Here is a 26,782-nt window from a genome sequence, read left to right as displayed (position 1 = left end):
CATCCCTGCCACAGAAAGTTTCACCTGAGATGAAGTTTGCAGCACGATTTTAAAACGAAAAAGGCCCGCAATTGCGGGCCTCTCAAGGCAGATAAAGGTTAAATTTTGCGGAAAATCAATGAACCATTGGTTCCGCCAAAACCAAAGGAGTTGCATAACGCATACTCCAGGCCTTTTACCTGACGTGCTGTGTGAGGCACAAAATCCAAATCGCAACCTTCATCCGGATTATCCAGGTTGATGGTTGGCGGGATAACCTGATTGCGTAGCGCCAGGATCGAGTAGATAGATTCTACAGCGCCTGCCGCACCTAACAGGTGACCGGTCATGGATTTGGTTGAGCTAACCATTACGCTGGCTGCACTGGCACCAAAGACGGATTTAACCGCCTGAGCTTCCGCTTTATCACCGGCCGGCGTAGACGTGCCGTGAGCGTTGATATAGCCGATTTGCTCTGGCGAGAGCTGCGCATCTTTTAATGCGTTAACCATTGCCAGCGCCGCGCCTGCGCCATTTTCTGGTGGGGAGGTCATATGGTAAGCATCGCTGCTCATGCCAAAGCCCACCAGTTCTGCATAAATTTTCGCGCCGCGTTTTTTGGCGTGCTCGTATTCTTCCAGCACGACAATACCCGCACCGTCGCCCAGCACGAAGCCGTCGCGGTCTTTGTCCCACGGGCGGCTTGCCGCCTGCGGATCGTCATTACGGGTGGAAAGCGCACGCGCTGCCCCGAAACCGCCCATGCCCAATGGCGTACTGCCTTTTTCGGCACCGCCTGCCAGCATAACATCTGCATCGTTATAAGCGATGATACGCGCAGCCTGACCAATATTGTGCACACCAGTAGTACACGCCGTGGAGATGGCAATACTCGGGCCTTTCATGCCGTACATGATAGTCAGATGACCGGCAATCATGTTCACAATCGTGGAAGGAACGAAGAAAGGACTGATTTTACGCGGGCCGCCGTTGACCAGCGAAGCGTGGTTTTCTTCGATCAGACCGAGACCACCAATACCAGAACCGATAGCGGCACCGATGCGATCGGCATTCTCGTCAGTAATGACCAGACCAGAATCCTGCATGGCCTGAATGCCAGCGACAACTCCATATTGAATAAAGGCATCCATCTTGCGTTGATCTTTACGCGAGATGTACTCCTCACAGTTAAAATCCTTTACTAAGCCAGCAAAACGCGTTGCGTAGGCACTAGTTTCAAAATGGTCGATCAGGCTGATGCCACTCTGACCGGCAACAAGAGCATTCCAGGTAGACTCTACGGTATTGCCGACAGGAGACAACATGCCAAGACCGGTCACAACTACACGACGCTTAGACACGTTCGTCCTCCAGGGAGGGAAATTAGGATACTCAGTGGGACGTACAGATAAAACTCAGGCGGTCGAGTGACCGCCTGGAGATGCTCACTTATGCCTGGTGACCATTGATGTAATCAATAGCAGCCTGAACAGTAGTGATTTTCTCAGCTTCTTCGTCCGGAATCTCGGTATCAAACTCTTCTTCCAGAGCCATTACCAGCTCAACGGTATCAAGAGAATCAGCGCCCAGATCTTCTACAAAAGAAGCAGTGTTAACGACTTCTTCCTGCTTAACGCCAAGCTGCTCGCCAATGATTTTCTTAACGCGTTCTTCGATAGTGCTCATACTATTAAATTTCCTATCAAAACTCGCTTTCGCGATGGTTTTCGTAGTGTATAAAATGTTGAAAAAGATGCAACTAAATCCCGGCTGGTCAAACCACGAATTTACGCTATTTTGCGGCTTTTCCCGCAAATAACGCAAATAATTTTCGTGATTATCAGACCATGTACATTCCGCCATTGACGTGCAGCGTTTCACCAGTGATGTACGCCGCCTCGTCAGAGGCTAAAAATGCAACGGCATTGGCGATTTCCTGCGCGTCGCCAAGGCGACCCGCTGGCACTTCCGCCAGAATGCCCGCACGCTGATCTTCAGTCAGTGCACGCGTCATGTCGGTTTCAATGAAACCAGGTGCCACAACGTTAACGGTAATACCACGTGACGCGATTTCTCGTGCCAGTGACTTGCTAAAGCCGATCAAACCCGCTTTTGCTGCAGCGTAGTTTGCCTGACCCGCATTACCCATGGTTCCTACAACAGAACCGATGGTAATAATTCGGCCCACGCGCTTCTTCATCATAGCTCGCATTACCGCTTTTGACAGGCGGAATACGGAAGTCAGATTCGTGTCCAGGATATCCTGCCACTCATCGTCTTTCATACGCATCAGAAGATTATCACGCGTGATGCCAGCATTATTGACTAAAATGTCTGGTTCGCCAAATTCAGCACGAATAGTAGCCAACACATTCTCAATAGAGGCGCTGTCGGTTACATTCAGCAGCAGGCCTTTGCCATTGCTGCCCAGGTAAGCGCTGATAGCATCTGCGCCGCTCTGGCTGGTCGCTGTACCTACCACTTTCGCGCCGCGTGCTACCAGCGTTTCCGCGATAGCACGGCCAATGCCGCGACTTGCACCGGTAACCAGCGCGATTTTTCCTTCGAAGCTCATGCTCATCCTCGTCTGATTGTTAAAGCGCAGCTGCCAGGCTTTCCGGATCGTTAACCGGCGCCGCAGTCAGCGTATCAACAATACGTTTTGTCAGGCCGGTCAGTACTTTGCCAGGCCCAGCTTCCAGCAGCGACGTCACACCCTGCTGCGCCATAAACTCGACGCATTCGGTCCAGCGGACCGGGCTGTACAGCTGGCGAACCAGCGCGCTGCGAATCGCCTCTGCTGAGGTCTCACATTTCACATCAACGTTGTTAATCACCGGAATGACCGGGGCGTTGAAGGTTAACTTTTCCAGCGCAACAGCCAGTTTGTCGGCTGCCGGCTTCATCAGCGCGCAGTGTGACGGCACGCTAACGGGCAGTGGCAGAGCGCGTTTAGCACCGGCGGCCTTACAGGCTGCCCCCGCACGCTCTACCGCTTCTTTATTTCCGGCGATAACAACCTGACCGGGTGAGTTGAAGTTGACCGGGGAGACAACTTGTCCCTGAGCCGCTTCCTCACAAGCTTTAGCAATGGCTGCATCATCCAGGCCGATAATCGCCTGCATTGCGCCTGTGCCTTCCGGCACCGCTTCCTGCATCAGTTTGCCACGCAGTTCTACCAGCTTGATCGCATCACTAAAGTCGATCACGCCCGCGCAAACCAGCGCACTATACTCGCCCAGGCTGTGTCCTGCCAGCATTGCAGGCGTCAATCCGCCTTTTTCCTGCCAAACGCGGAAAATAGCAACAGATGCGGCCAGCAGCGCGGGCTGAGTTTGCCAGGTTTTGTTCAATTCTTCAACCGGCCCCTGCTGCACCAGTGCCCAAAGGTCGTAACCCAGCGCATCGGAAGCTTCACGGAAAGTTTTTTCCACCAGCGGATTTTCAGCTGCCAGGTTAGCCAGCATGCCAACCGTCTGCGATCCCTGTCCCGGGAAAACCATTGCAAATTGCGTCATTGTTATATCCTGTTAATCAAAAACGAACCAGCGCCGAGCCCCAGGTGAAACCGCCACCAAAGGCTTCAAGCAGCACCAGCTGACCTGGCTTAATACGGCCATCGCGTACGGCTTCATCCAGCGCGGTCGGAACGGAAGCGGCAGAGGTGTTGCCGTGCCGATCCAGCGTCACAACCACTTTATCCATCTCCATGCCCAGCTTGCGCGCGGTGGCGTTGATAATACGCAGGTTAGCCTGATGCGGTACCAGCCAGTCGATGGCTTCACGCTCAAGATTATTTGCCTTCAGCGTCTCTTCTACGATGTGCGCCAGCTCGGTTACGGCAACCTTAAACACTTCGTTGCCCGCCATGGTGACGTAAGAAGGCTGCTCCTGGTGCTCACGATCCTGATTCGCCAGCGTCAACAGCTGACCGTAGCGGCCATCAGCATGCAGATGGGTCGAAATGATGCCCTGTTCTTCGCTGGCACCCAGCACCACCGCACCTGCGCCGTCGCCAAACAGAATGATCGTGCCGCGATCGTTTGGATCAAGCATACGCGCCAGCACGTCAGCACCGATCACCAGCGCGTTTTTTACTGCGCCGTTTTTGATGTACTGATCGGCCACGCTCAGGGCATAAGTAAAGCCTGCGCATGCCGCTGCCAGATCAAAGGATGCGGCATCATCAATACCCAGCATCTGCTGGATCATGCAGGCTGAACTTGGGAAAGCATGACTGGAGGAGGTGGTGGCAACCACGATCAAACCGATATCGTTCTTGTCGATACCGGCCATTTCCAGCGCACGTTCAGCCGCGTGGAAGCCCATCGTCGCGACGGTTTCGTCTGCTGCGGCTATCCGACGTTCACGAATACCGGTTCGCGTGACAATCCACTCGTCCGATGTATCTACCATTTTTTCCAGATCGGCATTAGTCCGCACCTGTTCGGGCAAATAGCTACCCGTACCGATAATCTTCGTATACATGTACGTCAGTCACTCTTAGGTAATACAGTTTCAAGGCGGGCAGCAATCCGTTCGGGAAGTTGCTGCCGCACCGCCTGCTCTGCCTGTTCTATTGCCGCAAAAAATGCGTGCTGGCTGGCGTTACCGTGACTTTTCACCACGATACCGCGCAAGCCTAACAGGCAGGCGCCATTGTACTGGTCGGGATTCAGATGGCCGAACTGCTTAGCCAGACGCCTTTTCAGCACGCGTCCCAGCAGTGACAGCCACCAGGCCCTTTTTTTACCTTCGCCCTGTGATTGCAACAGCGAAAGAAACGTTTTTACTACTCCTTCCATCGTTTTTAAGGTGACATTGCCGATGAAACCATCGCATACAAGTACATCCGTCTTTCCGGTAAGAAGATCGTTTCCTTCGAGGTATCCAATATAGTTAATTTCCGGCGATTCACGCAGAATTACCGCAGCGTCGCGGATGCTTTGCAAACCTTTGGTCTCTTCATGACCAATATTTAGCAGCGCCACGCGTGGATGACCAATGTTTAACACCTCTTCGGCCATCACTGCGCCCATTACGGCAAACTGCACCAGCAGGGCGCTGTCTGACTCAATATTGGCACCTAAATCCAGCAGCACCGTTTTTCCACGCTGCACGTTTGGCAACACCGTCATCAACGCGGGCCGCTCAATGCCGTTTAACGGCTTGAGCAGTAATTTCGCCAGCCCCATCAGCGCCCCAGTATTCCCGGCACTGATACAGGCTTGTGCCTGCCCTTCTTTTACCAGCTCAAGCGCCACGCGCATGGAAGAACCACGGCTGTGACGAATCGCCTGGGAAGGTTTAGCATCACTGGCAATAACCGACTCGGCAGGAATAATCTGCAGACGTGCCCGTAAGGCGGAATCAGCTTTTGCGAGTAATGACGTGATTTTGTCGGGATCGCCGACCAGGAGAAGATGCAACTGCGAGTGAGATGCCAGTGCCTGCATTGCCGCAGGCACTGTCACGCAGGGACCGAAGTCCCCGCCCATGGCATCTATCGCCAGGGTCAATCGTGTCAAAGTATCGCCGGCAGAGCCGCGAATTACTTAACGATGACCTTGCGACCGCGGTAGTAACCATCCGCAGTGATGTGGTGACGCAGATGCGTTTCGCCAGAAACTTTATCTACGGAAAGAGCTGCTGTGGTCAGCGCATCGTGTGAACGACGCATGCCACGCTTGGAACGGGTTGGTTTATTCTGTTGTACGGCCATGGACCTTACTCCTATTACTTACGCTTTAAACTGGCTAATACGGCAAATGGGTTTGGTTTTTCCGCCTCTGCAGGCAGTTTGCCAAAGACCATGTCCGCCTCGGACACTTCACAGTGTTCAGAATCATGCACCGGAACGACAGGCAGAGCGAGGATAATTTCATCTTCTACCACTGCCAGCAGGTCGATTTCGCCAAACTCGTTGACCTCGACCGGCTCGTACGCTTCCGGGAGTGCTTCAGCCTGCTCGTCAGTAACGACCGGGCTAAAACAATACGTCACGTGGACCGCGTGCGGGAAAGACTGGTTGCAGCGTTGACAAGAGAGCGTAACGGAAACCGCAGCAGTACCTTTCAGTACCGCTAAACGCTGCTCGTCAATCGCGAACGACATCGTACAATCCACATCGCTGTCCACACTCACGACCGATTCGGCAACACGCAGCACCTGTTCAGGGGTGTAAACGCCCTGGTAATCCAGGCGTTTTTGAGCGGTGCGAACCGGATCAAGAGTTAGGGGTAATTTTACCTTTTGCATAGGGCGCGCATATTAACTTTGTAACGACATAGAGTCAAAGAAAAAGGCCGTTTAACAGCATCTTTCACCCATTATTCGCATCCAGTGCGGCGCACAGTTTAAAATGTCCCGCACTGATTCGCTATCTATTCTGGAAAAAAATATGACACAGCTGGTTTTAGCCTCCACTTCCCCGTTCAGAAAAACCCTGCTCGAGAAGCTGGGCGTTCCTTTTATTACCGCTTCGCCTGAGGTGGATGAAACGGCTCAACCCAATGAATCTGCAACGGATCTTGTTAAGCGTCTTGCGGCAGCTAAAGCCTGCGCGCTGGCTAAATCTTATCCTGCACATCTCATTATAGGCTCCGATCAGGTCTGCGTAATTGACGGAAAAATCACCGGAAAACCGCATACGGAAGAGAACGCTCGCGCGCAGTTACGTCAGGCCAGCGGCCACAGCGTCATTTTTTATACTGGCCTGGCGCTTTTAGACAGCCGAAATAATAAGCTGAACGTGATTTGTGAACCTTTTAGCGTCGATTTCCGCCCGCTAAGCGAAGCGGAAATCAGCCACTATATTCGTAAAGAACAGCCGCTTAACTGTGCGGGAAGTTTTAAAAGCGAAGGGCTGGGAATTACTTTGTTTGACCGTCTTTCCGGCCGCGATCCGAATACGCTGGTTGGACTGCCGCTGATTGCGCTGTGTGAGATGCTGCGGGAAGCGGGAATCGATCCGCTGGCAGGTTAGGTCTGGATGAGATCGGTCGCTTCAGGCTGGTCAGAAAGCGGGAGGGGCTACCCGGAACACGGACACGCAAAAAACCTCATGCCTGATACGCTCGTTTGGCGCCGTCCATGGCGTCAAACGGTAAGCTTATTTGCAGTCATTTCTTTTCGACAACACCGCTGTACCAAACATCACTTCGCCGGGGAATTCTTCCGCAGCACCGCCAGGCAGCGCTTCAGCTCATCGTCCAGCGGCGCTTCCACGCGCATGACTTCACCGGTGTTAGGATGAGTGAATTTCAGCGCAGCAGCGTGCAGGAAAAGGCGTTTCAAGCCCGTACCGGCCAGTTGCGCATCAAAATCTCTTTCGCCGTAGCGGTCATCAAAAGCAATCGGGTGCCCGGCATGCAGCGTGTGCACACGGATCTGATGGGTACGACCGGTAATCGGGCTGGCCTTTACCAACGTAGCCTGCGCGTAACGTTCTTCAACCTTGAAGCGCGTTTCGGACGGTTTGCCTTCGCTGCTTACCCGCACAATGCGCTCACCGCTTTGCAGGATATTTTTCAGGAGTGGAGCCTGCACCGCTTTGATATGCGAAGGCCAGGAGCCGCGAACCAGCGCCAGATAATCCTTCTGCATGCCTTTTTCACGTAACTGTTCATGCAGCGAACGCAGCGCAGAACGTTTTTTCGCCACTAGCAGAATGCCGGAAGTATCGCGATCGAGACGATGCACCAGCTCCAGGAAGCGAGCATCAGGCCGTAGCGCGCGCAGCCCTTCGATAACGCCAAAGCTCAGCCCACTTCCGCCGTGCACGGCGGTGCCTGACGGCTTGTTCATCACCAGAATATAATCGTCTTCATAAAGGATTGCATCGGCGAGTGCCGCAACCTTAGCCAGCTTTGGCGAGACGGCGGCATCTTCACGCTCCGCCACCCGCACCGGCGGGATACGCACCTCATCCCCCGCTTCCAGCTTATATTCAGGCTTGATTCGACCTTTATTAACGCGCACTTCGCCCTTACGCAAAATGCGATAAATCATACTTTTCGGCACGCCTTTCAACTGGGTGCGTAAAAAGTTATCGATGCGCTGTCCCGCCTCATCGGCGGAAATAGTCACTATTTGTACTGCGGGAGTATTGGTTTTCATGGTCGGCGATTCTAAATAGAGCGCCAGGATAGCGCCACTTCTTTTTCTGTGCTTAACTGACTAAGACCCCTGCGATGCAGGCGTTTATGTCCAGTTTTTAGGCAATTTGCTGAATTGCGCTGCAAATGATTCGAAAAGCTGGAATAAACTTCTCAGAGCGGGAAAAGTCACCTTGCTATCACAAGCTTAGCAATGGAATAATGATTCCGTTTTCCAGGCTCTGGCCTTGTGAAACAAGAAAATAGCGTAATAAGAAATTTTGCCGGATAACCCATACACGCAGCAATGGCGTAAGACGTATTGTGTCATCAGGCATTTAGCGGGCTGCGGGTTGCAGCCTGGACGACAAGACGGGATTGGTTCACTCTGGTATCCACTGGTGGTTCTCCCCCTTTTTAAAAGCGCTGTTTTTTCTAATGAAAAACAGGCTACCGAGATTTTGCGCCCCTTGAGCCGCCGATAACCGGGAGGTTGACGGCTTTGCGATGAGACACGGGGCCATCGGTCGATTGCGTCCAGCGTTACTATTGCCCGTAGCTTTGTCACTAATGTAAGAATAATGAGTAAGTTACGATGAAAAGAATGTTGATAAACGCAACTCAACAGGAGGAGTTGCGTGTTGCTCTGGTAGACGGACAGCGTCTGTATGACCTGGATATTGAAAGTCCGGGACACGAGCAGAAGAAAGCCAACATCTACAAAGGCAAGATCACCCGCATTGAACCTAGTCTTGAAGCCGCCTTTGTCGATTACGGCGCTGAAAGACACGGTTTTCTCCCTCTGAAAGAAATCTCCCGCGAAAACTTCCCCAGCAATTACAACTCGCATGGTCGTCCTAACATTAAAGACGTGCTGCGCGAAGGTCAGGAAGTTATCGTTCAGATTGATAAAGAAGAGCGCGGCAACAAAGGCGCAGCGTTAACCACCTTTATCAGCCTTGCGGGCAGCTATCTGGTTCTGATGCCGAACAACCCTCGTGCTGGCGGCATTTCCCGCCGTATTGAAGGCGACGATCGCACCGAACTGAAAGAAGCCCTTTCCGCGCTGGAACTGCCCGAAGGCATGGGTCTGATCGTGCGTACCGCGGGCGTCGGCAAATCAGCCGAAGCGCTACAGTGGGATTTGAGCTTCCGTATGAAACACTGGGAAGCGATCAAAAAAGCCGCCGACAGCCGCCCTGCTCCCTTCCTGATCCATCAGGAAAGCAACGTTATCGTGCGCGCTTTCCGTGATTACCTGCGTCAGGATATCGGTGAAATCCTCATTGATAATCCGAAAGTTCTTGAACTGGCTCGCCAGCATATCGCGGCGCTGGGTCGTCCGGACTTTAGCAGCAAAATCAAGCTCTATACCGGTGAGATCCCGCTGTTCAGCCACTATCAGATCGAATCGCAGATTGAATCCGCCTTCCAGCGCGAAGTGCGCCTGCCTTCCGGCGGCTCGATTGTGATCGACACCACTGAAGCACTGACCGCTATTGATATCAACTCCGCTCGTGCAACCCGCGGTGGCGATATCGAAGAAACAGCCTTTAACACTAACCTGGAAGCAGCAGACGAAATCGCACGTCAGCTACGCCTGCGCGATCTGGGTGGCCTGATCGTTATCGACTTTATCGATATGACGCCGGTTCGCCATCAGCGTGCGGTTGAGAATCGCCTGCGTGAGGCCGTCCGTCAGGACCGTGCGCGCATCCAGATTAGCCATATTTCCCGTTTCGGCCTGCTGGAAATGTCGCGTCAGCGCCTCAGCCCGTCACTGGGCGAGTCCAGTCATCACGTCTGCCCTCGCTGTAGCGGGACCGGCACCATCCGTGATAACGAATCGCTGTCGCTCTCTATCCTGCGTCTGATTGAAGAAGAAGCGCTCAAAGAGAACACCAAAGAAGTTCACGCTATCGTGCCGGTGCAGATTGCGTCTTACCTGCTGAACGAAAAACGTGAAGCGGTTAGCGCCATCGAAAAACGTCAGGGCGGCGTGCGGGCCATCATCGTGCCTAACGATCAGATGGAAACCCCACACTACTCCGTTCTGCGCGTGCGCAGCGGTGAAGAAACGCAGACCCTTAGCTATCATCTGCCGAAGCTGCATGAAGCGGAAATGGCCCTGCCTTCTGAAGAAGAACATGCTGAGCGTAAGCGTCCTGAGCAGCCGGCTCTTGCCGCGTTTGTGATGCCGGATGCGCCGCCTGTTCCACAGGAGCCTGTGGTTGAAATCGCCAGCCCTGCCGTTGCGCCACAGCCTGCTGCGCCGGAAAGCCAGCAGCCAGGCCTGGTCAGCCGCTTCCTGAGCGGACTGAAGAAAATGTTCGCGGGTGAGCAAAAACCTGTTGAACAGCCTCAGCCTGCTGCCGTTGTGGAAGAAAAAGCGCCGGAAGCCACACCTCCGCGTAGCGAACGCCGCAACAATCGTCGCCAGAATAACCGTCGTGACCGTAATAACGGTGAACGTGGTGAACGCTACGGCGACCGCAGCGAGCGCAGCAACGAACGTAACAGCGATCGTAATGAACGTACCGAGCGTAATGAACGTACCGAGCGTGGCGAACGTAATAACAATCGTAACGAGCGTAACGACCGCAACTCCAATCGCAATGAGCGTATGGTTCGCGACCGCGATCCTGCCGCTGAAGGCCGTGAAGATAATCGTCGTAACAAGCGTAATGCGCCACAACAGGCAGAAACGCATGACGAAATCCAACCGGTCAGCGACGAAGCGCGTAATCAGCAACGTGAAGAGGCGCAACAACAGCGTCGCGATCAGCGTGCCGAGCGTAAACGTCGTCAGGATGAAAAACGTCTCGCTGCGCAGGAAGAGAAAGTTGCTGAAGTCGTACCGGCTGAAGAAGTTGCAGAAGCTGCTGAAGAGCAGGTTCAGGTACTGCCACGTCGTAAGCCACGTCAGCTGAATCAGAAGGTACGGATTGAGACGGCCGAGCAAACGGCTGCACGTTCATTCGCACCTGCTGAAGACGAGCCTGCTGCGCCAGTTGAAGAACAGCCAGCTGCGCTGACCGGGGCGGTAGATATCGTTGAATCGGATGAAAGTGAAGAACGCGACAGCAACACGATGCCACGTCGTTCACGCCGTTCGCCTCGCCATCTGCGCGTTAGCGGCCAACGTCGTCGTCGCTATCGTGACGAGCGCTATCCAAACCAGTCGCCAATGCCGCTGACCTTTGCTGCTGCGTCTCCGGAAATGGCTTCAGGTAAAGTTTGGGTCTCTTACCCTGTGGCGCATATTACCGATGGTGACGAGGTCGAACAGTCCGTGGTGCCAGATTATGGTCATCAGGATGTTGAAACCGCCCCTGCTGTTGCCGTAGCCGAAACCGCTTCGCTGCCGGAAGGCGTTCAGGATGAAGCTCAGCCGGTACATATCGCCGAGCCTCAGCCAGCGAATCAGCCGGAAGTGACGCTGGTTAACACCGACGAAACTGCCGCCATTGAAGCGCCAGTCAATGAGGAACCTTCGGTTATCTCAGCTGCTGACGAGCCTGTTGCTGAAGCGGTGGCGGAAGAAGCTCAGCCGGTAGAAGAGACTCAGCCTGCGGTTGATTCTTTTGCCAGCACCGCTGAAGAAGCTGCACCGGCTAAAGAGATTGCTGAAGCGCAGCAGACTGCTGAAAACAACCCGCAAGCCGTCACTTCTGCCTCCGATGTGAGTGCAGAAACGAAGCAGCAGGTTGAAGACGTGCTGAAGGCGCCAGAAGCAGTCGCAGAACCTGTTGTGGCTTCCGAGCCTCACGCTCCGGTTCCGGCACGTGACGAACCGGTTGCTCAGGCCACTGCTGCACCTCAGGTTCCTGCTGCTGAGGCGGCACCGGTTGCTCAGGCTCCTGCTGCACCTCAGGCTCCGGCTGTTGAGGCGGCACCGGTTGCTCAGGCGACTGCTGCACCTCAGGCTCCGGCTGCTGAAGCTGCACCGGTTGCTCAGGCGACTGCCGCACCTCAGGCTCCGGCTGCTGAAGCGGCACCTGCGGTAACAGACGCTGCGGTTCCGGCCTTCAAGCATCATGCTACGGCTCCGATGACTAAAGCGCCGGCACCTGAGTATCAGGCAGAACCTGCTCGCAACAGCGACTGGGTTCGCCCTTCCTTCAACTTTGAAGGTAAAGGCTCAGCTGGCGGTCACGCAGCAACCCATCAGGCAACGGCCCCGGCAACCCGCCCGGAATAAACCGCAACCCTGACGAAAAGCCCTGGTCACTGACCGGGGCTTTTTTTGCAGGCGTGAAAGCCGATAAACTCCCGCTGGCAGCTATCATCAACTCATCGCGTACTCTGATGCAGCGTCAAAACTCCCCCGCCAACACGGCAGTGCAGGCGAACGTTTTCCAACTGAAGTAGTCCTGTTCGCGACGGCAAACTCAGGGCAAAAAAAACCCGTTATCAGGAGGTTACTCTGATAACGGGGGAAAAGTGGACGCACCCGGTTTAAGCGCGTCCAAAATGGGTAACAGGTTTAATTCGTTTTGAACAGGGACATCTGAGACATTGAGCTAAACACCTTGTAGGAAGCCTGCAAAGCAGCCTGCTTCATGGTGTAAGCGGAAATGGTACTTGTGTAGTCAGCGTCGACCAGGTTACTCATCTGCGTTGACTGGTTGAGCGCCGTGTCATCAGATTTGGATTCAATATTATCCAGCTCGCTTAGCTGCGTGCCCACTTCAGACTGTACTTTCAGCACGTTGTCCATTGAGTTACGCAGGCCACGGTTAGCCTTAGCCATATCGGCGGCGGCGGCATCTTTGGTCGTTGCATCGGCATCGGCCAGCGGCTGTTTCAGCGCGTTGATGGCGGTATTCAGCGTGGTGAAAATATTGCTCTCACTTGCGCTGCCATCCGGCTCGGCTACCGCAGTGCTGGTCAGGCTGTTAAAAATCTGGCTACCGGTATGGCTGGTGACCATGGTACGGCTGGCATCGACTTTCTGGTTAATCGCCGTATCACCGCCGACATAGCTCACGTTGCCGCTGGCATCCTGAGTAAAAGGTGCCGTATCGGATTTGTAGCCTGCAAAAATGTAACGGCCGTTGCCGTCTGTCGAGTTAGCAAGGTTCATCAGCTGATCGCGCAGGCTGGTCAGGGTTGTCGCATAGGTGGCGCGGTCGGCATCCGACAGCGTACCGGTTGATGCAGCAACAACGGCCGTTTGAGCCTGAGTGATGACGTTCGTCACCTGCGACAGGTTAGTGTCTTCCTGCGCCAGGCTGCTGGTCGCAAAATTACGTGCCGTCTTGTACTGGCTGGTCTCAGCCTGAGCCTGTGACAGCACAACTGCCTGAGCGGCCGCCACCGGGTCGTCTGATGGGTTGACCACACGCTTGCCGGTTGACAGCTGTTCGCCCGATTTCAACCAGGCAGACTGCGAGTCAGAAATACCGCGCATTTGTTGGTCATAAATCATCGTGGTGCTTAAACGCATGATTTGTTCCTTCCTCAGAATCAGCTAACGGCGCCGATCAGCGCGTTAAATATAGTGGTGGCAGTTTGCAAAATCTGCGCGTTCGCAGTGTAGTACTGCTGATAACGCGTCAGGTTGCCATATTCTTCATCCAGGTTAACGCCGGAAACGGACTGCTGCTGATTGGTCAGCTGCGTCACCACATTGCCCTGCGTGGTGCTGGTGGTTTCCAGGTTGCTGGTTTTGTTACCAATGGTAGCGACCATGCTGGCATAAGCCTGAGTCAGCGTACTGTTGCCGGTAATGACCTTTTTGGTCTGCAAATCCAACAGCGACTGCGCGTTGTTGTTGTTGCTTACACCATTATCGGCATCGGCGGCAGCAATTTTAGCTTCGTCGGTAATATTTACACTCATGCTGGAAATCACGTTAGAAACGGGTTTCACCGTGAAGCTGTCTTTAGCCGATGGCGTACCGTTCACCGTCAGCTGTAAGCCATCAAAACTCAGCGTAGAATTACCGGACGCATCCGTTCCCGCGGTTGGGGTCACGGTCGCGTTGTCAGATAAACGTTTTACGCTCCAGCTGCTGCCGTCGTAGCTCACCTTGTAATCTGACGCCTGCACGCTGCTGGTATCAGTCCAGGCCGCAGAAACGGAAACGCCGGTGCTGTTGTTGCTGTTGGCCGTGACCGTCGGGCCGCCCAGATTAAAGAACGCTTCGCCCGCATCGCCGTTGCTGTCATAACCGGCTTCGTGCTGGGTGTTAAAGCTGTCACCCAACGCCATCGCCATCTGGCCAAGCTGATTGCGTGTATTATCCAGATCGGTACGGAAAGCGAGCAGACCACCCAGTGAGCCGGTGGTGATCAGTTTTTCCGGAATTTCCGTGGTGGCTTTCGTGGTTGAATCCACAGTAGCAATGGTGGTTCGGGCAGGATCCGCGCTGGAAGAAACCGCAGCCAGCTTGTTGTAGCTGTCGCCCTGCACCAGCGAAATACCGTTACCGATGCTGATGTTGTAGCTGCCGCCATCCTGCTGCGTCACGGTGACGCCGACAATTTTGTTCAGATCGCTGACCAGCTGATCGCGTTGATCCATCAGATCGTTAGGTTCGTTACCCGCGCCCGCGCCTTTCAGCTTGGTGATCTGCTGGTTAATATTAGCGATCTGCTTGGCATAGCCGTTGATTTGGTCCACGCTGGAGCCGATCGAGGTATTCAGGCTGCTGTCAACGTTACGCAAATAGGTATCGGTGACTTGAAACTGGTTTACCAGCCCGTCTGCTTTGCCCAACACGGCCTGACGTGATGAAGAGTCAGATGCGTTGCTGGTCAACGTTTGCAGCGAGGAGAAGAAATCCTGCACGGTCGTTGACAGCGTGTTGGTGGTACTGGAAAACATATCATCCAGGTTAGAGAGCTGGCTGTATTGCGTGGTCAGCGCGCTGGACTGGGTACTGGCGCTGCGCAGCTGGTTAGTAATAAAGGCGTCGTATTCACGATTGACGCTGGCAACCGAAACACCGTTGCCATAGTACTGCGTGCCGTTGAGCGTACTGCTTGCCTGAGCAAGAACCGTCGTCTGACGCGAGTAGCCAGCAACGCTGTAATTACTGATGTTGTTACTGGTGGTGCTCAACGCGGCCGAGGCGGCGTTGATACCTGTCATAGCGGTATTAATTAAGTTAGACATGTCGGTTCCTTATCACCCTGGCTCAGCACGGGCCGGCATTACAATCGGTTGCCGGTCCACGCGTTAGCGTCAATCCGGCCTGTCACTGTTATCGGTTAAAATGCAGCAAACTTGAGCGAAAAATTTAGAATAAATCGCCCACGTCCTGGCTATAAGCCTTCACGACTTTTTCACCCATGTTTTTGAATTGCTGGATCATTCCCACCAGCTTCTGCGCATATTTTGGATCGGTCGCATAGCCTGCTGCCTGGAGTGCTTTCGCGCCCTGCTCCGGCGTTGCCGCCGTGGTCACCGCCTGGTAACGCGGGTTATTGGCAATCAGCTTCACGTAATCATTCAGCGCATCGAAATAGGAGTCATAGACGCGGAATTTGGCTTTTACCTTCTTCGCTTCGCCATGCTCATATTCGGTAGTGGTGATTTCGGTGGTTTTCCCCTGCCAGCTGCTCGTCGCTTTGATACCGAAAACGTTAAAGCTTGGTTTGCCTTCCGCGGTCAGGATCTGACGTTGTCCCCAGCCCGACTCCAGCGCGGCCTGCGCCAGAATCAGGTGATGAGGAATACCGGTGCCGGCGCTGGCCTCTTTCGCTGGCTGCGACAGCTGAGCGATAAAGTCGCTGCTGTCGCCACTCAACGGCCTGTCAGACGAGGCTGGCAGACGCGGCACCGCCTTACGTACAATCTGTTCTAACGCCAGCGGCGGCAGCGTGTTGATAAAGTCTTTATCCAGCATCATCGGAATGGTGCCCGCTTTCTCATCGGGTGCCTGTGCCTGTTCCATCTGCTTGACCATCATGTCGGCCAGGCCCAGTCCTTTTGATGCAATCTGTTGCCCAATCTGCTGATCGTACATTGAAGTGTAAAGACGCGTCTGTTCGGTGCTCAGCAGGCCATCCTGCGGCAGCGCCTGACGCATGCTTTTCAACATCATCTGTACAAACATGCCTTCCACTTGCTTAGCGACTTCTTTAGCGTGAGCCTTAGGATCGTTACTCGCATCACGTTTCAGGTTGTTCAGTGAGCGGCTGTCGTAAGCCGCTGACATCAGAGACTGGGTATCGGTCATCAGATAATTTCCAGTTTGGCGTGCAGACAGCCCGCGCTCTGCATTGATTGCAAAATAGACATCAGGTCAATCGGCGTGGCACCCAGCGCATTCAGTGCACGCACTACGCTGTTCAGGTTGGCGCTGGCATTCACGCTCTGCAACGCGCCGCCGCTCTGGCGCAGGTCAATCTGAGTCTGCGGCGTGACGGCAGTCTGTCCACCGGCAAACGGCGTGTTAGGCTGGCTGACGTTCTGCTGCTGGTTCACCGTTACCGAGAGGTTGCCCTGAGCGATAGCGCAGGAGCTGAGCATCACTTCACGGTTCATCACGACCGAGCCGGTACGCGAGTTGATAATCACTTTCGCATCCTGAATCGGCACGGAAACATCAATGTTCTGGATATCGGCCAGCAGGCGAACCTGTGAAGTGCCGTTAGCAGAAACCTGTACCTGTACGGTACGGCCATCAATTGCCTGCGCTGAACCGTAGCGACCGTTAATGGCATCGGCAATACGCTGCGCCATGCTGAAATCTTCCTGGTTCAGGTACAGGCTGATCACGTTAGAGGTGCCAAAGTTATTTGGCAGTTCACGTTCAATGGTGGCGCCGCCGGTGATACGACCGCCGTTCACCTGGTTAACCGTGACGCTGCTGCCGCCCGCAGAAGCACCCGCGCCGCCAACCAGAATGTTACCCTGCGCCAGCGCATAAACCTGGTTGTCCACGCCTTTCATCGGCGTCATCAGCAGCGTACCGCCGCGCAGGCTTTTTGCGTTACCCATTGAGGAAACCACGACGTCAATCACCTGACCCTGACGGCCAAACGCCGGCAGCTTGGCCGTCACCATGACCGCCGCCACGTTTTTCAGCTGCATGTTGGTACCAGAAGGCACGGTAATGCCCAGCTGAGATAACATGTTGTTCAAACTCTGCGTGGTGAATGGCGTCTGGGTGGTCTGGTCACCCGAGCCATCCAGACCCACAACCAGACCGTAACCGATCAGCGAGTTATCACGCACGCCGCCAACGGTGGTCAAATCGCGAATACGGTCGGCGTGAGCAAATGAACTGACCGCGGCCAGCAAAACCAGGGTAAACCGGAAAATAATATTACGCATTTAAACCTCTTAGAATGGTGACAGGTTCAGGAAGAACCGTTGCAACCAGCCCATCGTCTGTGCCTCATTGATGTAGCCGTTACCGACGTACTCAATACGGGCATCCGCCACCTGGGTCGAAACGACGCTATTGCTACCGCTGATGGTGCGTGGGTTAACCACGCCCGAGAAGCGGATAAATTCCGTGCCCTGGTTGATCTCAATCTGTTTCTCACCGACCACTTTCAGGTTGCCGTTCGGCAACACCTGATTCACGGTTACAGTGATAGTGCCGGTAAAGGTGTTGTTGGCTGTCGCGCCGCCTTTACCTGCAAAGGTGTTTTTACCGCTGGCGTCGATATTCGTTTTATCGCCACCCAGCAAGCCGGTCAGCGCGGATGGTAACGCGGTCAGACCCAGCGTTGCGCTACCGTCACGTCCGGCAGACGCCGTGGAGCTCTTGCTCGCACTGACGTTTTCCTGCAGCGTGATCGTCAGCGTATCGCCGATATTACGTGGACGGCGATCCTCGAACAGCGGCTGGTAGCCGTAGTTCATCGGCATCACGCCCTGAAAAATGGAACCGTTAACCATCGGTGGCGAAGCGGGCAGCGGCTGGGCCGTTGTCGAACCTTCGACCAGAGGCTTACGTGGAACTAAAGCACAACCGTTAAGCGTCAGGAGCAGCGTGGCTACTAACAAGCGTCCAGGCATTGAGATTTGCTTCGCCATGGAATTAACCTTTAATAATTAATGAAAACTTTTTATTTAGAGCCGGGCGAACCCGGCCTCTGTGACTTCAAAAATCCATACCCTAAATAATTCAAGTCGCAGGAAGGCGGCAAGGGAGCGAACCCCGATGAGCTTACTTGAGTAAGTGATTCGGGTGAACGAACGCAGCCAACGCGCCTGTGGCTTAAAGGATGACGGGTATTACAGCTGAGTCAGTTTGGCCAGCATCTGATCGGACGTGCTGATTGCCTTACTGTTGATCTCATAGGCGCGCTGAGTCTGAATCATGCTGACCAGTTCTTCGGCGACGTTAACGTTTGAGGTTTCAACGTAGCCCTGGTACAGCAAACCCGCACCGTTGTTGCCCGGCGTACTGTCAGTCGGCGCACCAGATGCCTGCGTTTCCTGGTAAAGGTTTTCACCTTTGCTTTCCAGGCCCGCATCGTTAATAAAGGTGCTCAGCGTTAACTGACCAACCTGAGTCGGCGCGGTCTGACCCTGAATGGTCACGCTAACCACACCGTCACGCCCTACGGTCATGCTTAAGGCGTTAGCCGGAATGGTGATAGCCGGCTGCACCGGGAAACCGCCGTTGGTCACCAGCTGGCCATTCTGGTCAGTCTGGAATGAGCCATCACGGGTGTAGGCTACGGTGCCATCGGGCATCTGGACCTGGAAATAACCCTGACCGCTGATCGCCACATCTTTCGACGAATCGGTCTTGTTCAGGTTGCCCTGAGTGTGCAGGCGCTCGGTCGCAACCGGACGAACACCGGTACCCATCTGCATACCAGAAGGTAACGTCGTCTGCTCGGAAGACTGCGCGCCAGGCTGACGAATAGTTTGGTACATCAGATCTTCGAACACGGCACGCTGGCGTTTAAAGCCGTTGGTGCTGACGTTTGCCAGGTTGTTCGAGATGACGTCCATATTGGTTTGCTGAGCGTCAAGACCGGTTTTAGCAATCCATAAAGAGTTGATCATGTTAAGTTCCTCTGCTCTTAGCTCATTGACAGCAGCTGGTTAGCGCGTTGTTCATTCTCATCGACGCTGGAGATGACTTTCATCTGCATCTCGAAGCGTCGTGCGTTAGCGATCATGTCGACCATGGTCTGGCTGGAGCTGACATTGCTGCCTTCCAGTACGCCAGGCATAACCTGAATGGTCGGATCGCTCTGTAAAGCCGCGCCACGCTGTGCCTGGGCGCTATCGGTCAGACGGAACAGACCATCATCACCCCGGTTCACTTCTGAACTGGTGGCTTTCACCAGCTTCAGACGGCCAAGCTGCACGGTGGCATTCGGCGAATCGCCCGGGTTTAGCGCGGTAATCGTACCGTCAGCGGCAATGGTGATTTCCGACCCTTGCGGCACGGCGATTGGCCCCCCGTCGCCCATCACCAGGTTGCCCTGAATGGTGAGCTGTCCGGTTTGGTCAATTTCCATGTTGCCGTTACGGGTATAAGCCTCTGACCCATCTGCGGCGCGGACTGCCAGCCAGCCATCCTGACGAACGGCGACGTCCAGCGAGCGCCCGGTGTAGTCCATCGCGCCTGGCGTCATATCTGACCCCGGCGTTGAGGCGGTTACCAGCGTACGAGTCGGAAGCGACTCGCCCTGAACCGGGACAGCGCGCAGCGCATTAAGCTGCGCACGGAAGCCCGGGGTTGAGGCGTTGGCCAGGTTGTTGGCCGTCACTGCCTGCTGTTGGAGGGTCTGTGTTGCGGCCCCCATTGCGGTATATATCGCGTGATCCATAAGACGATCCTGTTAGCCGAATTAACGCAGGTTGACCAGGGTATTGAGGATCTGGTCCTGAGTTTTGATGGTCTGGGCGTTAGACTGATAGTTACGCTGTGCCACAATCATGTTCACCAGCTCTTTACTCAGATCGACGTTGGAAGATTCCAGCGCGCCTGCGGTCAGGGTGCCGAGGTTACCGGTTCCGGCGATGCCGACCAGTGCCTGACCAGAAGATGCGGTTGCCGACCAGACGTTGTTGCCTTCAGATTTCAGGCCTTCCGGGTTAGCGAAGTTAGCCAGCGCGATCTGACCCAGAGTCTGCGTCTTCTCGTTGGAGTAGTTGCCGACAACGGTACCGTCGTTGTTGATCTGGTAGCTGGTCAGTTCACCGGGTTTGTAACCGTCCTGCGTTGGGTTGCCGAAGGTATCAGTACCGGTGTTCTGCTGCTGGCTGCCCGCCATGTTCAGGGTGAAGCTGCTCGGTGCAGAACCGTTCAGTGACGCCAGGCTGATCGTCTGGGTCGCTGTAGAGGTCAGCTGACCGCTGCTGTTAAAGGTCATGTCGAAGCTGCCAGCCGCCGCGCCGGTGCTGGCGTCAACAGCCTGCACGTTCCAGGTAGTGGTAGGATTCGACGGGTTAGTCGTGGAATCGGTCGCCCCTTTCACGAAGTACAGGTTGACGGTGTGTTCGTTACCCAGCGAGTCATAAGTCGTCATTGACGCTTTGCTGTTATAGGTATCCGTGTTAGTGGAATCGAACGGCGTGGTCGCCGGTACGCTGTCGGTTGAGTTCAGGTTAGCGGTCAGCGCAGCCGTAGTGGTCGCTTTCGCCGCCATTGCGGTCGTCGGAACGCTCAGTGCAACAGGGTTAGCACCGGTCTGAACGGTTGGTGGCGTACCGGTTGCCGGATAGCCAGTCAGCTGCAGGCCGTTGGCATTAACGATGTTGCGGTTTTCGTCCAGGGTGAACTGGCCGTTACGGGTGTAGGTCACCGCGCCGCTGCTGTCGGTCATACGGAAGAAACCAGACTGGCTGATTGCCACGTCCAGCCCACGGCTGGTTGACGTTGTAGTACCGTCGTTAAAGTCCTGAGTAACCGCAGCCACTTTAACGCCCAGACCGACTTTAGAATCAGCGAACATGTCGGCGAAAGAAACGGTCGCGGATTTAAAGCCAACCGTTGCCGAGTTGGCGATGTTGTTGCCGATAACGTCAAGGTTGCTGGACGCGGCGTTTAAGCCACTGACTGCCTGTGAAAATGCCATGTGTAGACTCCTGAAAAGGGGTTAATTAAATAATCTGACGAACATTCGCGACGGTGGTCGTACCCATCGTGCCGAGGTCTAGAACGGCACCGCTAGTGTCGTTAGTCACCCCATTAACCAGTGCATAGTTCAGCGGCTGCGCGACCAGCTGACCGCTGGCGTTGCTGGCGCTGATTGCCACGGAATATTTACCATCTGCAGCGGTTGTACCGTCTGCCGCCGTGCCATCCCATGAGAAGGTGTGCACGCCAGCGCTCAGTGCGCCCAGATTAATGGTCTGTACCACTTTGCCTGAGGCGTCGGTAATCGTTGCCGTAGAGGCGGTTGAAGCCTGCTCCAGACTTACACCGAACGGCGTGGTCTGACCGCTGCCGACCAGTACCTGCGTACCGTCAACCATCACACCGTGACCGATCAGCGTGGAGGCCTGTAGCGACTGCCCGCTGCTGATCTGGCCGGAAATCGATCCCAGCGTGGTATTCAGTTTTTCAATGCCGCTCAGGGTATTGATCTGCGCCAGCTGAGTTGTCAGCTGGCTGTTATCCATTGGATTCGTCGGATCCTGGTTTTTTAACTGCGTGACCAGCAGGGTCAGGAAGTTACTCTGTAAGTCTGCTGCCGACGTATCGGTAGTCGACGACGAAGTAGTAATCGAGGAGTTGTCTAACTTCTCATTAACGCCAACTGTAATGCCCATCAGCCTTTTCCTTATTGACCCAGTGTCAGGGTTTTCATCATCATTTGTTTAACGGTATTCAGGACTTCAACGTTGGCCTGATAACTGCGTGATGCCGACATGGTGTTAACGGTCTCGCCGACGACATCCACGTTTGGCATCTTCACGTAACCTTTTGCGTCCGCCATCGGATTACCCGGTTCGTACACCAGTTTTGCCGGCGTTGGGTCATCAATAACCTGCGCGACCTTTACGCCGCCGGTTGCTGCACCCGGTGCGGCATCGGTCTGGAAAACCACCTGCTTCGCGACATAAGGCTGGCCGTCTGGTCCGGTCACGCTGTCGGCGTTAGCCAGGTTACTGGCGGCAACGTTCAGACGCTGTGACTGGGCAGCCATGGCCGAGCCGGAGATATTAAAAATATTCAGTAAAGACATAACTTATTGCCCCTGTAGCACGGACATCATGCTTTTGATTTGTCCGGTGATAACCGTCAAATCGGTCTGGTATTTCAGGCTGTTGTCCGCGAACTCGGTACGTTCCCGGTCCATATCAACCGTGTTGCCGTCCAGCGAGGGCTGGTCAGGCACTCTGTACATCAAATCCATCGACGCAGGTTCCTGTGATTGTCCCGCGATATGGCGAGATGACGTCACCGCCATCGACATGCCCGCACCCTGCGACCGCCCCTGCTCCATTACCTTGTTCATCTGGCTGGCGAAATCGATATCGCGCGCCTGATAACCTGGGGTATCCGCATTGGCGATATTCGATGCCAGGATTTCCTGCCGCTGGGCACGCAGATTTAACGCTTCTGTGTTAAACCGCAGTGCTGCATCCAGTTTGTCGAGCATGCTTCCTCCGCAATATGAAAATTCAGTGAGGAGAGAATAACCTTCTCGGATTATTCCGATCGTTTGAATAGCGCTAAAAATCGTCGTTAATTTGCGCCTTGACATTGCAGCCCCGTGCGTAGAATTGCTGCCATGTTGTACGGGGGATAAAGCAATGCGTGGTGTGAACTTCTTTCTGATGGGGCTGAGCCTGGTGACGATGTCAGTCAGCGCGGCCGATTTAACCGCTCAGCTCACTGATTTTTTTAAAGCTCGCTATGGGGAAAACGGCACGGGTGCCGATACCCTGACCGTGGTGGTGAAAACGCCGCAGGCGCAGTGGCCCACGTGTGAAGCGCCGCAATTCTCCTTACCGGGCAATAGCCGGATGTGGGGCAACTTAAGCGTGGCCGCAAATTGCGATCGGAACCGTCGCTATATTCAGGTACAGATTCAGGTTACAGGTGATTATCTGGTTGCTGCGCGCATGGTCGCTCGCGGTACTGCCATTACCGCAGATGATGTGAAAACAGCCCATGGTCGACTGGACACGCTGCCCGCAATGGCCGTGACCTCGATGACCGACGTCGTTGACGCGGTGACGCTGCGGGATATCCCTCCCGGCCAGCCGCTAACAAAGATGATGGTCCGCCAGCCGTGGAAGGTTAAAGCGGGCGATAACGTGAACGTTACCGCCAGCGGCGACGGATTTAACGTGACCAGTGAGGGTCGGGCGATGAATAATGCCACCGCCGCACAGCTGGTCCGGGTAAGATTAAACTCCGGGCAGATTGTCAGCGGCAAAGTAGGCGGGGATGGGAATATTCTTATATCGTTATAAAGCGCTTATAAAGCCCTAAAGATGACCTCATCTCTGCCGATAGTGTAAATAACAGACGCAATACACTTATCTTATTATCAGGCAACAGATCGCCTGAGCATACAGGAGTCAGATATGAGCATCGACAGAACTCAACCGATGAAACCGGCCAGTACGGTACAGCAGCGTGAGACTAACGAGGTTATCACGCCTAAAGCACGTCCGGTCGAGACGAAAACGACTGAATCCGCCGGTACTCAGGTAGTACTGAGTGGTGCACAGTCTCAGTTAACTAAAAACAGCGCGCAGGATATCAACACTGCCCGCGTTGAACAGTTAAAAACCGCCATCAAAAACGGCGAACTGAAAATGGATACCGGCAAAATCGCCGATGCTCTGATTCAGCAAGCTAAAGACTCTATAGAAGGTAAATAAGTCAATGAATAAGCTGCCAGGCGCCCTTGATAAAATGTTGGAAGTACTGACCACACTGGCTGAAGTGATGATGGCAGAGCAGCAGCAGCTGTCAGGTGGCCAGATCAACAGCAGCTTACTTCAACGCATTACCGAAGATAAAAGCTCTCTGCTCGGCACGCTCAATTTTATTGAGCAGCTGCGTCGGGATGCCGATAAAGAAGTGGGTGTTCATGCGCCTTACAGCAATCAGCCCGATCTGGCCCGCCGCTGGGCTGCGATTCAGGAGCAAACCGTAAGATTGCGCGATATGAATCTTCATAACGGTTTGCTGCTCAATCACCAGATCAGCTTTACCGAACAGGCGATTGAAGTGCTGAAACCACACCATACGCAGAAGTTCTATGGCCCAAACGGTCAGGCGACATCCAGCAGCTTTATTAGCCGTAAGGTGTAAGCCAGCGCATTACCTGCGCCCCACTTCCTGAACTGCTCCCGAAAAGTTGGTAATCAACTGAGTCAGGAGCAGTTTTTTTATGCTGAATAAACGAAATGCATTAGCCTTATCTCATCCTGCCGGAAAAGAGTTGATTGTAATTAATAATCATTCTCATTATAGTTTGTGTTTTCATTTATAGCACACAGGCAGGTGTTTAATACCATTATGAAAATTGCGTATAAATATTCTTTACTGGCTTCGCTTATTGCATGCAGTCAGGGATTTTCTCTGGCAATGGCCAATGAAAATACAGGGATTAAACAGCAGACCAGTAATAAAGAAAATAGTAACGAACTGGCTGTTACTAATAATAAAAGCAGCAGCGAAAATACGCTGGTCGTCACGGCCAGGGAACAGACATTACAGGCGCCCGGCGTCTCCATTATCGACAGTCAGGCCATTAAAAAGCATCCCATTCAACGTGACGTCGCTGAGATTATTCGCACCATGCCTGGCGTAAATCTTACCGGCAACTCCAACAGCGGTCAGCGCGGTAATAACCGACAAATTGATATTCGTGGCATGGGCCCGGAAAATACCCTCATTCTGGTTGATGGTATGCCGGTCGGCAGCCGTAATTCGGTGCGGTTTGGCTGGAGCGACGAGCGTGATACTCGCGGCGACACCAACTGGGTGCCGCCGGAAATGATCGACCACATTGAGGTTATCCGTGGCCCGGCCGCAGCGCTCTACGGCAATGGCGCAATGGGCGGCGTGGTAAATATTATTACCAAACCGACAACAGATGCCTGGCACGGTAACTTTAATACCTACCTCAATATGCCGGAGCATAAATCTGAGGGCACCACCAAACGTTATAACGCCAGCTTAAGCGGCGCGCTGGCGGATAATCTTACCCTGCGCCTGTATGGCAACTGGAATAAAACGCAGGCAGATGCCCAGGATATAAATGAAAGCCACACCACGCCGCGTATCGGATCCTATGCCGGATCTTATCCGTCAGGTCGCGAAGGCTTTATTAATAAAGATATCCATTCCGCCCTGCGCTGGGAATTTATGCCGCAGCAGGCGCTGGAGCTGGATACCGGCTTTAGCCGTCAGGGCAATCTCTATGCGGGTGATACGCAGAACACCAACAGCAATGCGCTGGTGAAGAAATATTACGGCAAAGAAACAAACGTGCTTTATCGTCAGTCGCTCAGCCTGAAATATACCGGGGCGTGGGATAACGGCGTGACCACCAGCAACTACGTTCAGTTTGAAAAGACGCGTAATACCCGGCTCAATGAGGGATTATCGGGTGGGATCGCCGGGATCTTCAGCCCCTCTGACGAAGGTTTCTCCACCATCACGCTGTATGACACTAACCTACATTCAGATGTGAATATTCCCTTCGACCTGTGGGTTAACCAGACGCTAACGCTGGGCGCGGAGATGAATCATCAGGCGATGCGAGATCCCTCGTCGAATACTGAATCTACCACGGCCGGAGGCTCGGTAGAGGGAATTGCTGACTCGGGGCGTAATATCTACAGCTCGGCCGATATCTATGGCCTCTACACCGAAGACAATATTGAACTGACGGATTCAACGCTGCTGACGCCGGGTATCCGTTTTAATCATCAGAGCATCACCGGAAGCAACTGGAGTCCGGCGCTGAATTTATCGCAGGAATTGGGCAGCGATTTCACTTTGAAGCTGGGTATTGCCCGTGCCTGGAAAGCGCCGAACCTGTACCAGACCAATCCTAACTATCTGTTATTCAGTAAAGGCCAGGGCTGCTATGACAGCGCCGGCTACTGCTACCTACAGGGAAATAGCGATCTGAAGGCGGAGACCAGCGTCAATAAAGAGATTGGCATTGAGTATCACCACGAAGAGGTGCAGGCCGGTCTGACCTGGTATCGCAACGACTACCACGACAAAATCGAAGCGGGTTATTCGGCGGAATACACCAACGGCACCTCGGATGTTTATAAGTGGGAAAACGTACCTAAAGCGGTGGTTGAGGGGTTGGAAGGGACGCTTAACTTCCCGATCGCCGGGTCCGTTTCGATGAAAAACAACTTCACTTATATTATCGAAAACCAAAACAAAACCACCGGCGATTACCTGTCGATCATCCCGAAATACACCATCAACTCGACGCTGGACTGGCAGGCCACGAACGATCTCTCCTTGCAGGGAACGCTAACCTGGTACGGCCGCCAGAAGCCGAAAAAATATAACTACAAAGGAGAAGCCACCTCCGGCAGCGAAACCCGGCAGGTTAAGCCTTATGCGCTGGTTGGCGTAAGCGGCACCTATGCCGTGACGAAATATATGGATGTCACGGCCGGTATTGATAACCTGTTCGATAAACGTCACTTCCGTGAAGGCAACGCCCAAAGCACCGGAAACGCGACAACAGGTGCATACCTGTGGGGCGCGGGTGCCAATACCTATAATGAACCGGGCCGCACTTATTATATGGAGCTGGGCCTGCATTTCTGATCCC

26 protein-coding genes are annotated in these 26,782 nt (G+C 54.1%); 6 read left to right on the top strand and 20 right to left on the bottom strand.

Annotated elements, in window-relative coordinates; all coding sequences use genetic code 11:
- Window positions 1-98: 98 nt before the first annotated feature.
- The 8 genes from fabF to yceD form a co-directional block, all read right to left on the bottom strand.
- The gene (fabF, locus tag EHV07_RS08460; RefSeq protein WP_147196924.1) at window positions 99-1,340 is read right to left on the bottom strand and encodes a beta-ketoacyl-ACP synthase II; all 1,242 of its coding nucleotides are present in this window, start codon (window positions 1,338-1,340) and stop codon (window positions 99-101) included.
- An 88-nt stretch (window positions 1,341-1,428) separates the two neighbouring features.
- Window positions 1,429-1,665, bottom strand: a complete 237-nt coding sequence (gene acpP, locus EHV07_RS08455; RefSeq protein WP_004157115.1) for an acyl carrier protein — start codon at window positions 1,663-1,665, stop codon at window positions 1,429-1,431.
- 154 nt (window positions 1,666-1,819) lie between these two features.
- The gene (gene fabG, locus EHV07_RS08450; protein ID WP_147196922.1) at window positions 1,820-2,554 is read right to left on the bottom strand and encodes a 3-oxoacyl-ACP reductase FabG; all 735 of its coding nucleotides are present in this window, start codon (window positions 2,552-2,554) and stop codon (window positions 1,820-1,822) included.
- A gap of 19 nt (window positions 2,555-2,573) precedes the next feature.
- Window positions 2,574-3,497: an ACP S-malonyltransferase gene (gene fabD / locus EHV07_RS08445; protein ID WP_147196920.1), complete on the bottom strand. Its 924-nt coding sequence runs from the start codon at window positions 3,495-3,497 to the stop codon at window positions 2,574-2,576.
- 16 nt (window positions 3,498-3,513) lie between these two features.
- Window positions 3,514-4,467 carry a beta-ketoacyl-ACP synthase III gene (locus tag EHV07_RS08440; protein WP_147196918.1) on the bottom strand — a complete coding sequence of 318 codons (954 nt, stop codon included), beginning with the start codon at window positions 4,465-4,467 and terminating at the stop codon, window positions 3,514-3,516.
- 5 nt (window positions 4,468-4,472) lie between these two features.
- A complete protein-coding gene (plsX, locus tag EHV07_RS08435) occupies window positions 4,473-5,507 on the bottom strand; it encodes a phosphate acyltransferase PlsX (protein WP_147196916.1) in 1,035 nt (344 codons plus the stop codon).
- A 23-nt stretch (window positions 5,508-5,530) separates the two neighbouring features.
- Window positions 5,531-5,701 carry a 50S ribosomal protein L32 gene (gene rpmF, locus EHV07_RS08430; protein ID WP_003849870.1) on the bottom strand — a complete coding sequence of 57 codons (171 nt, stop codon included), beginning with the start codon at window positions 5,699-5,701 and terminating at the stop codon, window positions 5,531-5,533.
- A 14-nt stretch (window positions 5,702-5,715) separates the two neighbouring features.
- Window positions 5,716-6,237, bottom strand: a complete 522-nt coding sequence (yceD, locus tag EHV07_RS08425; RefSeq protein ID WP_147196913.1) for a 23S rRNA accumulation protein YceD — start codon at window positions 6,235-6,237, stop codon at window positions 5,716-5,718.
- 142 nt (window positions 6,238-6,379) lie between these two features.
- On the opposite strand from yceD, the gene EHV07_RS08420 reads away from it, so the two are divergent.
- Entirely contained in the window at window positions 6,380-6,964 is a 585-nt protein-coding gene (locus EHV07_RS08420; RefSeq protein ID WP_147196911.1) for a nucleoside triphosphate pyrophosphatase, read from the top strand.
- A gap of 170 nt (window positions 6,965-7,134) precedes the next feature.
- Here EHV07_RS08420 and rluC read toward each other — a convergent pair whose 3' ends face one another.
- Window positions 7,135-8,097 carry a 23S rRNA pseudouridine(955/2504/2580) synthase RluC gene (gene rluC / locus EHV07_RS08415; RefSeq protein ID WP_147196909.1) on the bottom strand — a complete coding sequence of 321 codons (963 nt, stop codon included), beginning with the start codon at window positions 8,095-8,097 and terminating at the stop codon, window positions 7,135-7,137.
- A 573-nt stretch (window positions 8,098-8,670) separates the two neighbouring features.
- Here rluC and rne point away from each other — a divergent pair.
- Window positions 8,671-12,276: a ribonuclease E gene (gene rne / locus EHV07_RS08410; protein ID WP_147196907.1), complete on the top strand. Its 3,606-nt coding sequence runs from the start codon at window positions 8,671-8,673 to the stop codon at window positions 12,274-12,276.
- A gap of 285 nt (window positions 12,277-12,561) precedes the next feature.
- Here rne and flgL read toward each other — a convergent pair whose 3' ends face one another.
- The 11 genes from flgL to flgB form a co-directional block, all read right to left on the bottom strand.
- Window positions 12,562-13,524: a flagellar hook-associated protein FlgL gene (flgL, locus tag EHV07_RS08405; protein WP_147196905.1), complete on the bottom strand. Its 963-nt coding sequence runs from the start codon at window positions 13,522-13,524 to the stop codon at window positions 12,562-12,564.
- Between the two features lie 20 nt (window positions 13,525-13,544).
- The gene (gene flgK / locus EHV07_RS08400; RefSeq protein ID WP_147196903.1) at window positions 13,545-15,197 is read right to left on the bottom strand and encodes a flagellar hook-associated protein FlgK; all 1,653 of its coding nucleotides are present in this window, start codon (window positions 15,195-15,197) and stop codon (window positions 13,545-13,547) included.
- Window positions 15,198-15,321: 124 nt separating this feature from the next.
- Window positions 15,322-16,263, bottom strand: coding sequence for a flagellar assembly peptidoglycan hydrolase FlgJ (flgJ, locus tag EHV07_RS08395; protein WP_147196901.1), 942 nt, complete (start codon window positions 16,261-16,263; stop codon window positions 15,322-15,324).
- Window positions 16,263-17,363: a flagellar basal body P-ring protein FlgI gene (locus EHV07_RS08390; protein WP_147196899.1), complete on the bottom strand. Its 1,101-nt coding sequence runs from the start codon at window positions 17,361-17,363 to the stop codon at window positions 16,263-16,265. Before EHV07_RS08390 ends, flgJ begins: the two co-directional genes overlap by 1 nt.
- A gap of 9 nt (window positions 17,364-17,372) precedes the next feature.
- Complete coding sequence (locus EHV07_RS08385; protein WP_147196897.1) at window positions 17,373-18,074, bottom strand: flagellar basal body L-ring protein FlgH; 702 nt, start codon at window positions 18,072-18,074, stop codon at window positions 17,373-17,375.
- Between the two features lie 201 nt (window positions 18,075-18,275).
- Window positions 18,276-19,058: a flagellar basal-body rod protein FlgG gene (gene flgG, locus EHV07_RS08380; protein ID WP_147196895.1), complete on the bottom strand. Its 783-nt coding sequence runs from the start codon at window positions 19,056-19,058 to the stop codon at window positions 18,276-18,278.
- Between the two features lie 17 nt (window positions 19,059-19,075).
- Window positions 19,076-19,831 carry a flagellar basal body rod protein FlgF gene (locus EHV07_RS08375; RefSeq protein WP_147196893.1) on the bottom strand — a complete coding sequence of 252 codons (756 nt, stop codon included), beginning with the start codon at window positions 19,829-19,831 and terminating at the stop codon, window positions 19,076-19,078.
- Between the two features lie 21 nt (window positions 19,832-19,852).
- Complete coding sequence (gene flgE / locus EHV07_RS08370; RefSeq protein ID WP_147196891.1) at window positions 19,853-21,082, bottom strand: flagellar hook protein FlgE; 1,230 nt, start codon at window positions 21,080-21,082, stop codon at window positions 19,853-19,855.
- Window positions 21,083-21,107: 25 nt separating this feature from the next.
- On the bottom strand, window positions 21,108-21,779 hold the full coding sequence (flgD, locus tag EHV07_RS08365; protein ID WP_147196889.1) for a flagellar hook assembly protein FlgD: 672 nt from the start codon (window positions 21,777-21,779) through the stop codon (window positions 21,108-21,110).
- An 11-nt stretch (window positions 21,780-21,790) separates the two neighbouring features.
- Complete coding sequence (flgC, locus tag EHV07_RS08360; protein WP_147196887.1) at window positions 21,791-22,195, bottom strand: flagellar basal body rod protein FlgC; 405 nt, start codon at window positions 22,193-22,195, stop codon at window positions 21,791-21,793.
- Window positions 22,196-22,198: 3 nt separating this feature from the next.
- Window positions 22,199-22,612 (bottom strand): flagellar basal body rod protein FlgB, encoded by a 414-nt coding sequence (flgB, locus tag EHV07_RS08355; RefSeq protein WP_147196885.1) that lies wholly within the window; start codon window positions 22,610-22,612, stop codon window positions 22,199-22,201.
- Window positions 22,613-22,766: 154 nt separating this feature from the next.
- On the opposite strand from flgB, the gene flgA reads away from it, so the two are divergent.
- The 4 genes from flgA to EHV07_RS08335 all read left to right on the top strand — a co-directional run bounded on the left by flgA (window position 22,767) and on the right by EHV07_RS08335 (window position 26,778).
- A complete protein-coding gene (gene flgA, locus EHV07_RS08350; protein ID WP_147196883.1) occupies window positions 22,767-23,432 on the top strand; it encodes a flagellar basal body P-ring formation chaperone FlgA in 666 nt (221 codons plus the stop codon).
- 114 nt (window positions 23,433-23,546) lie between these two features.
- Window positions 23,547-23,846, top strand: coding sequence for a flagellar biosynthesis anti-sigma factor FlgM (gene flgM, locus EHV07_RS08345; protein ID WP_147196881.1), 300 nt, complete (start codon window positions 23,547-23,549; stop codon window positions 23,844-23,846).
- A gap of 4 nt (window positions 23,847-23,850) precedes the next feature.
- Window positions 23,851-24,282 (top strand): flagellar export chaperone FlgN, encoded by a 432-nt coding sequence (gene flgN, locus EHV07_RS08340; protein WP_147196878.1) that lies wholly within the window; start codon window positions 23,851-23,853, stop codon window positions 24,280-24,282.
- A 207-nt stretch (window positions 24,283-24,489) separates the two neighbouring features.
- A complete protein-coding gene (locus EHV07_RS08335; RefSeq protein WP_147196876.1) occupies window positions 24,490-26,778 on the top strand; it encodes a TonB-dependent siderophore receptor in 2,289 nt (762 codons plus the stop codon).
- Window positions 26,779-26,782 lie beyond the last annotated feature (4 nt).

It is taken from the genome of Pantoea sp. CCBC3-3-1 (assembly GCF_007981265.1).
Lineage (GTDB): Bacteria > Pseudomonadota > Gammaproteobacteria > Enterobacterales > Enterobacteriaceae > Erwinia.
Note: the sequence above shows the minus strand (reverse complement) of the source record. Positions and strands in the feature narration are given on the sequence as shown.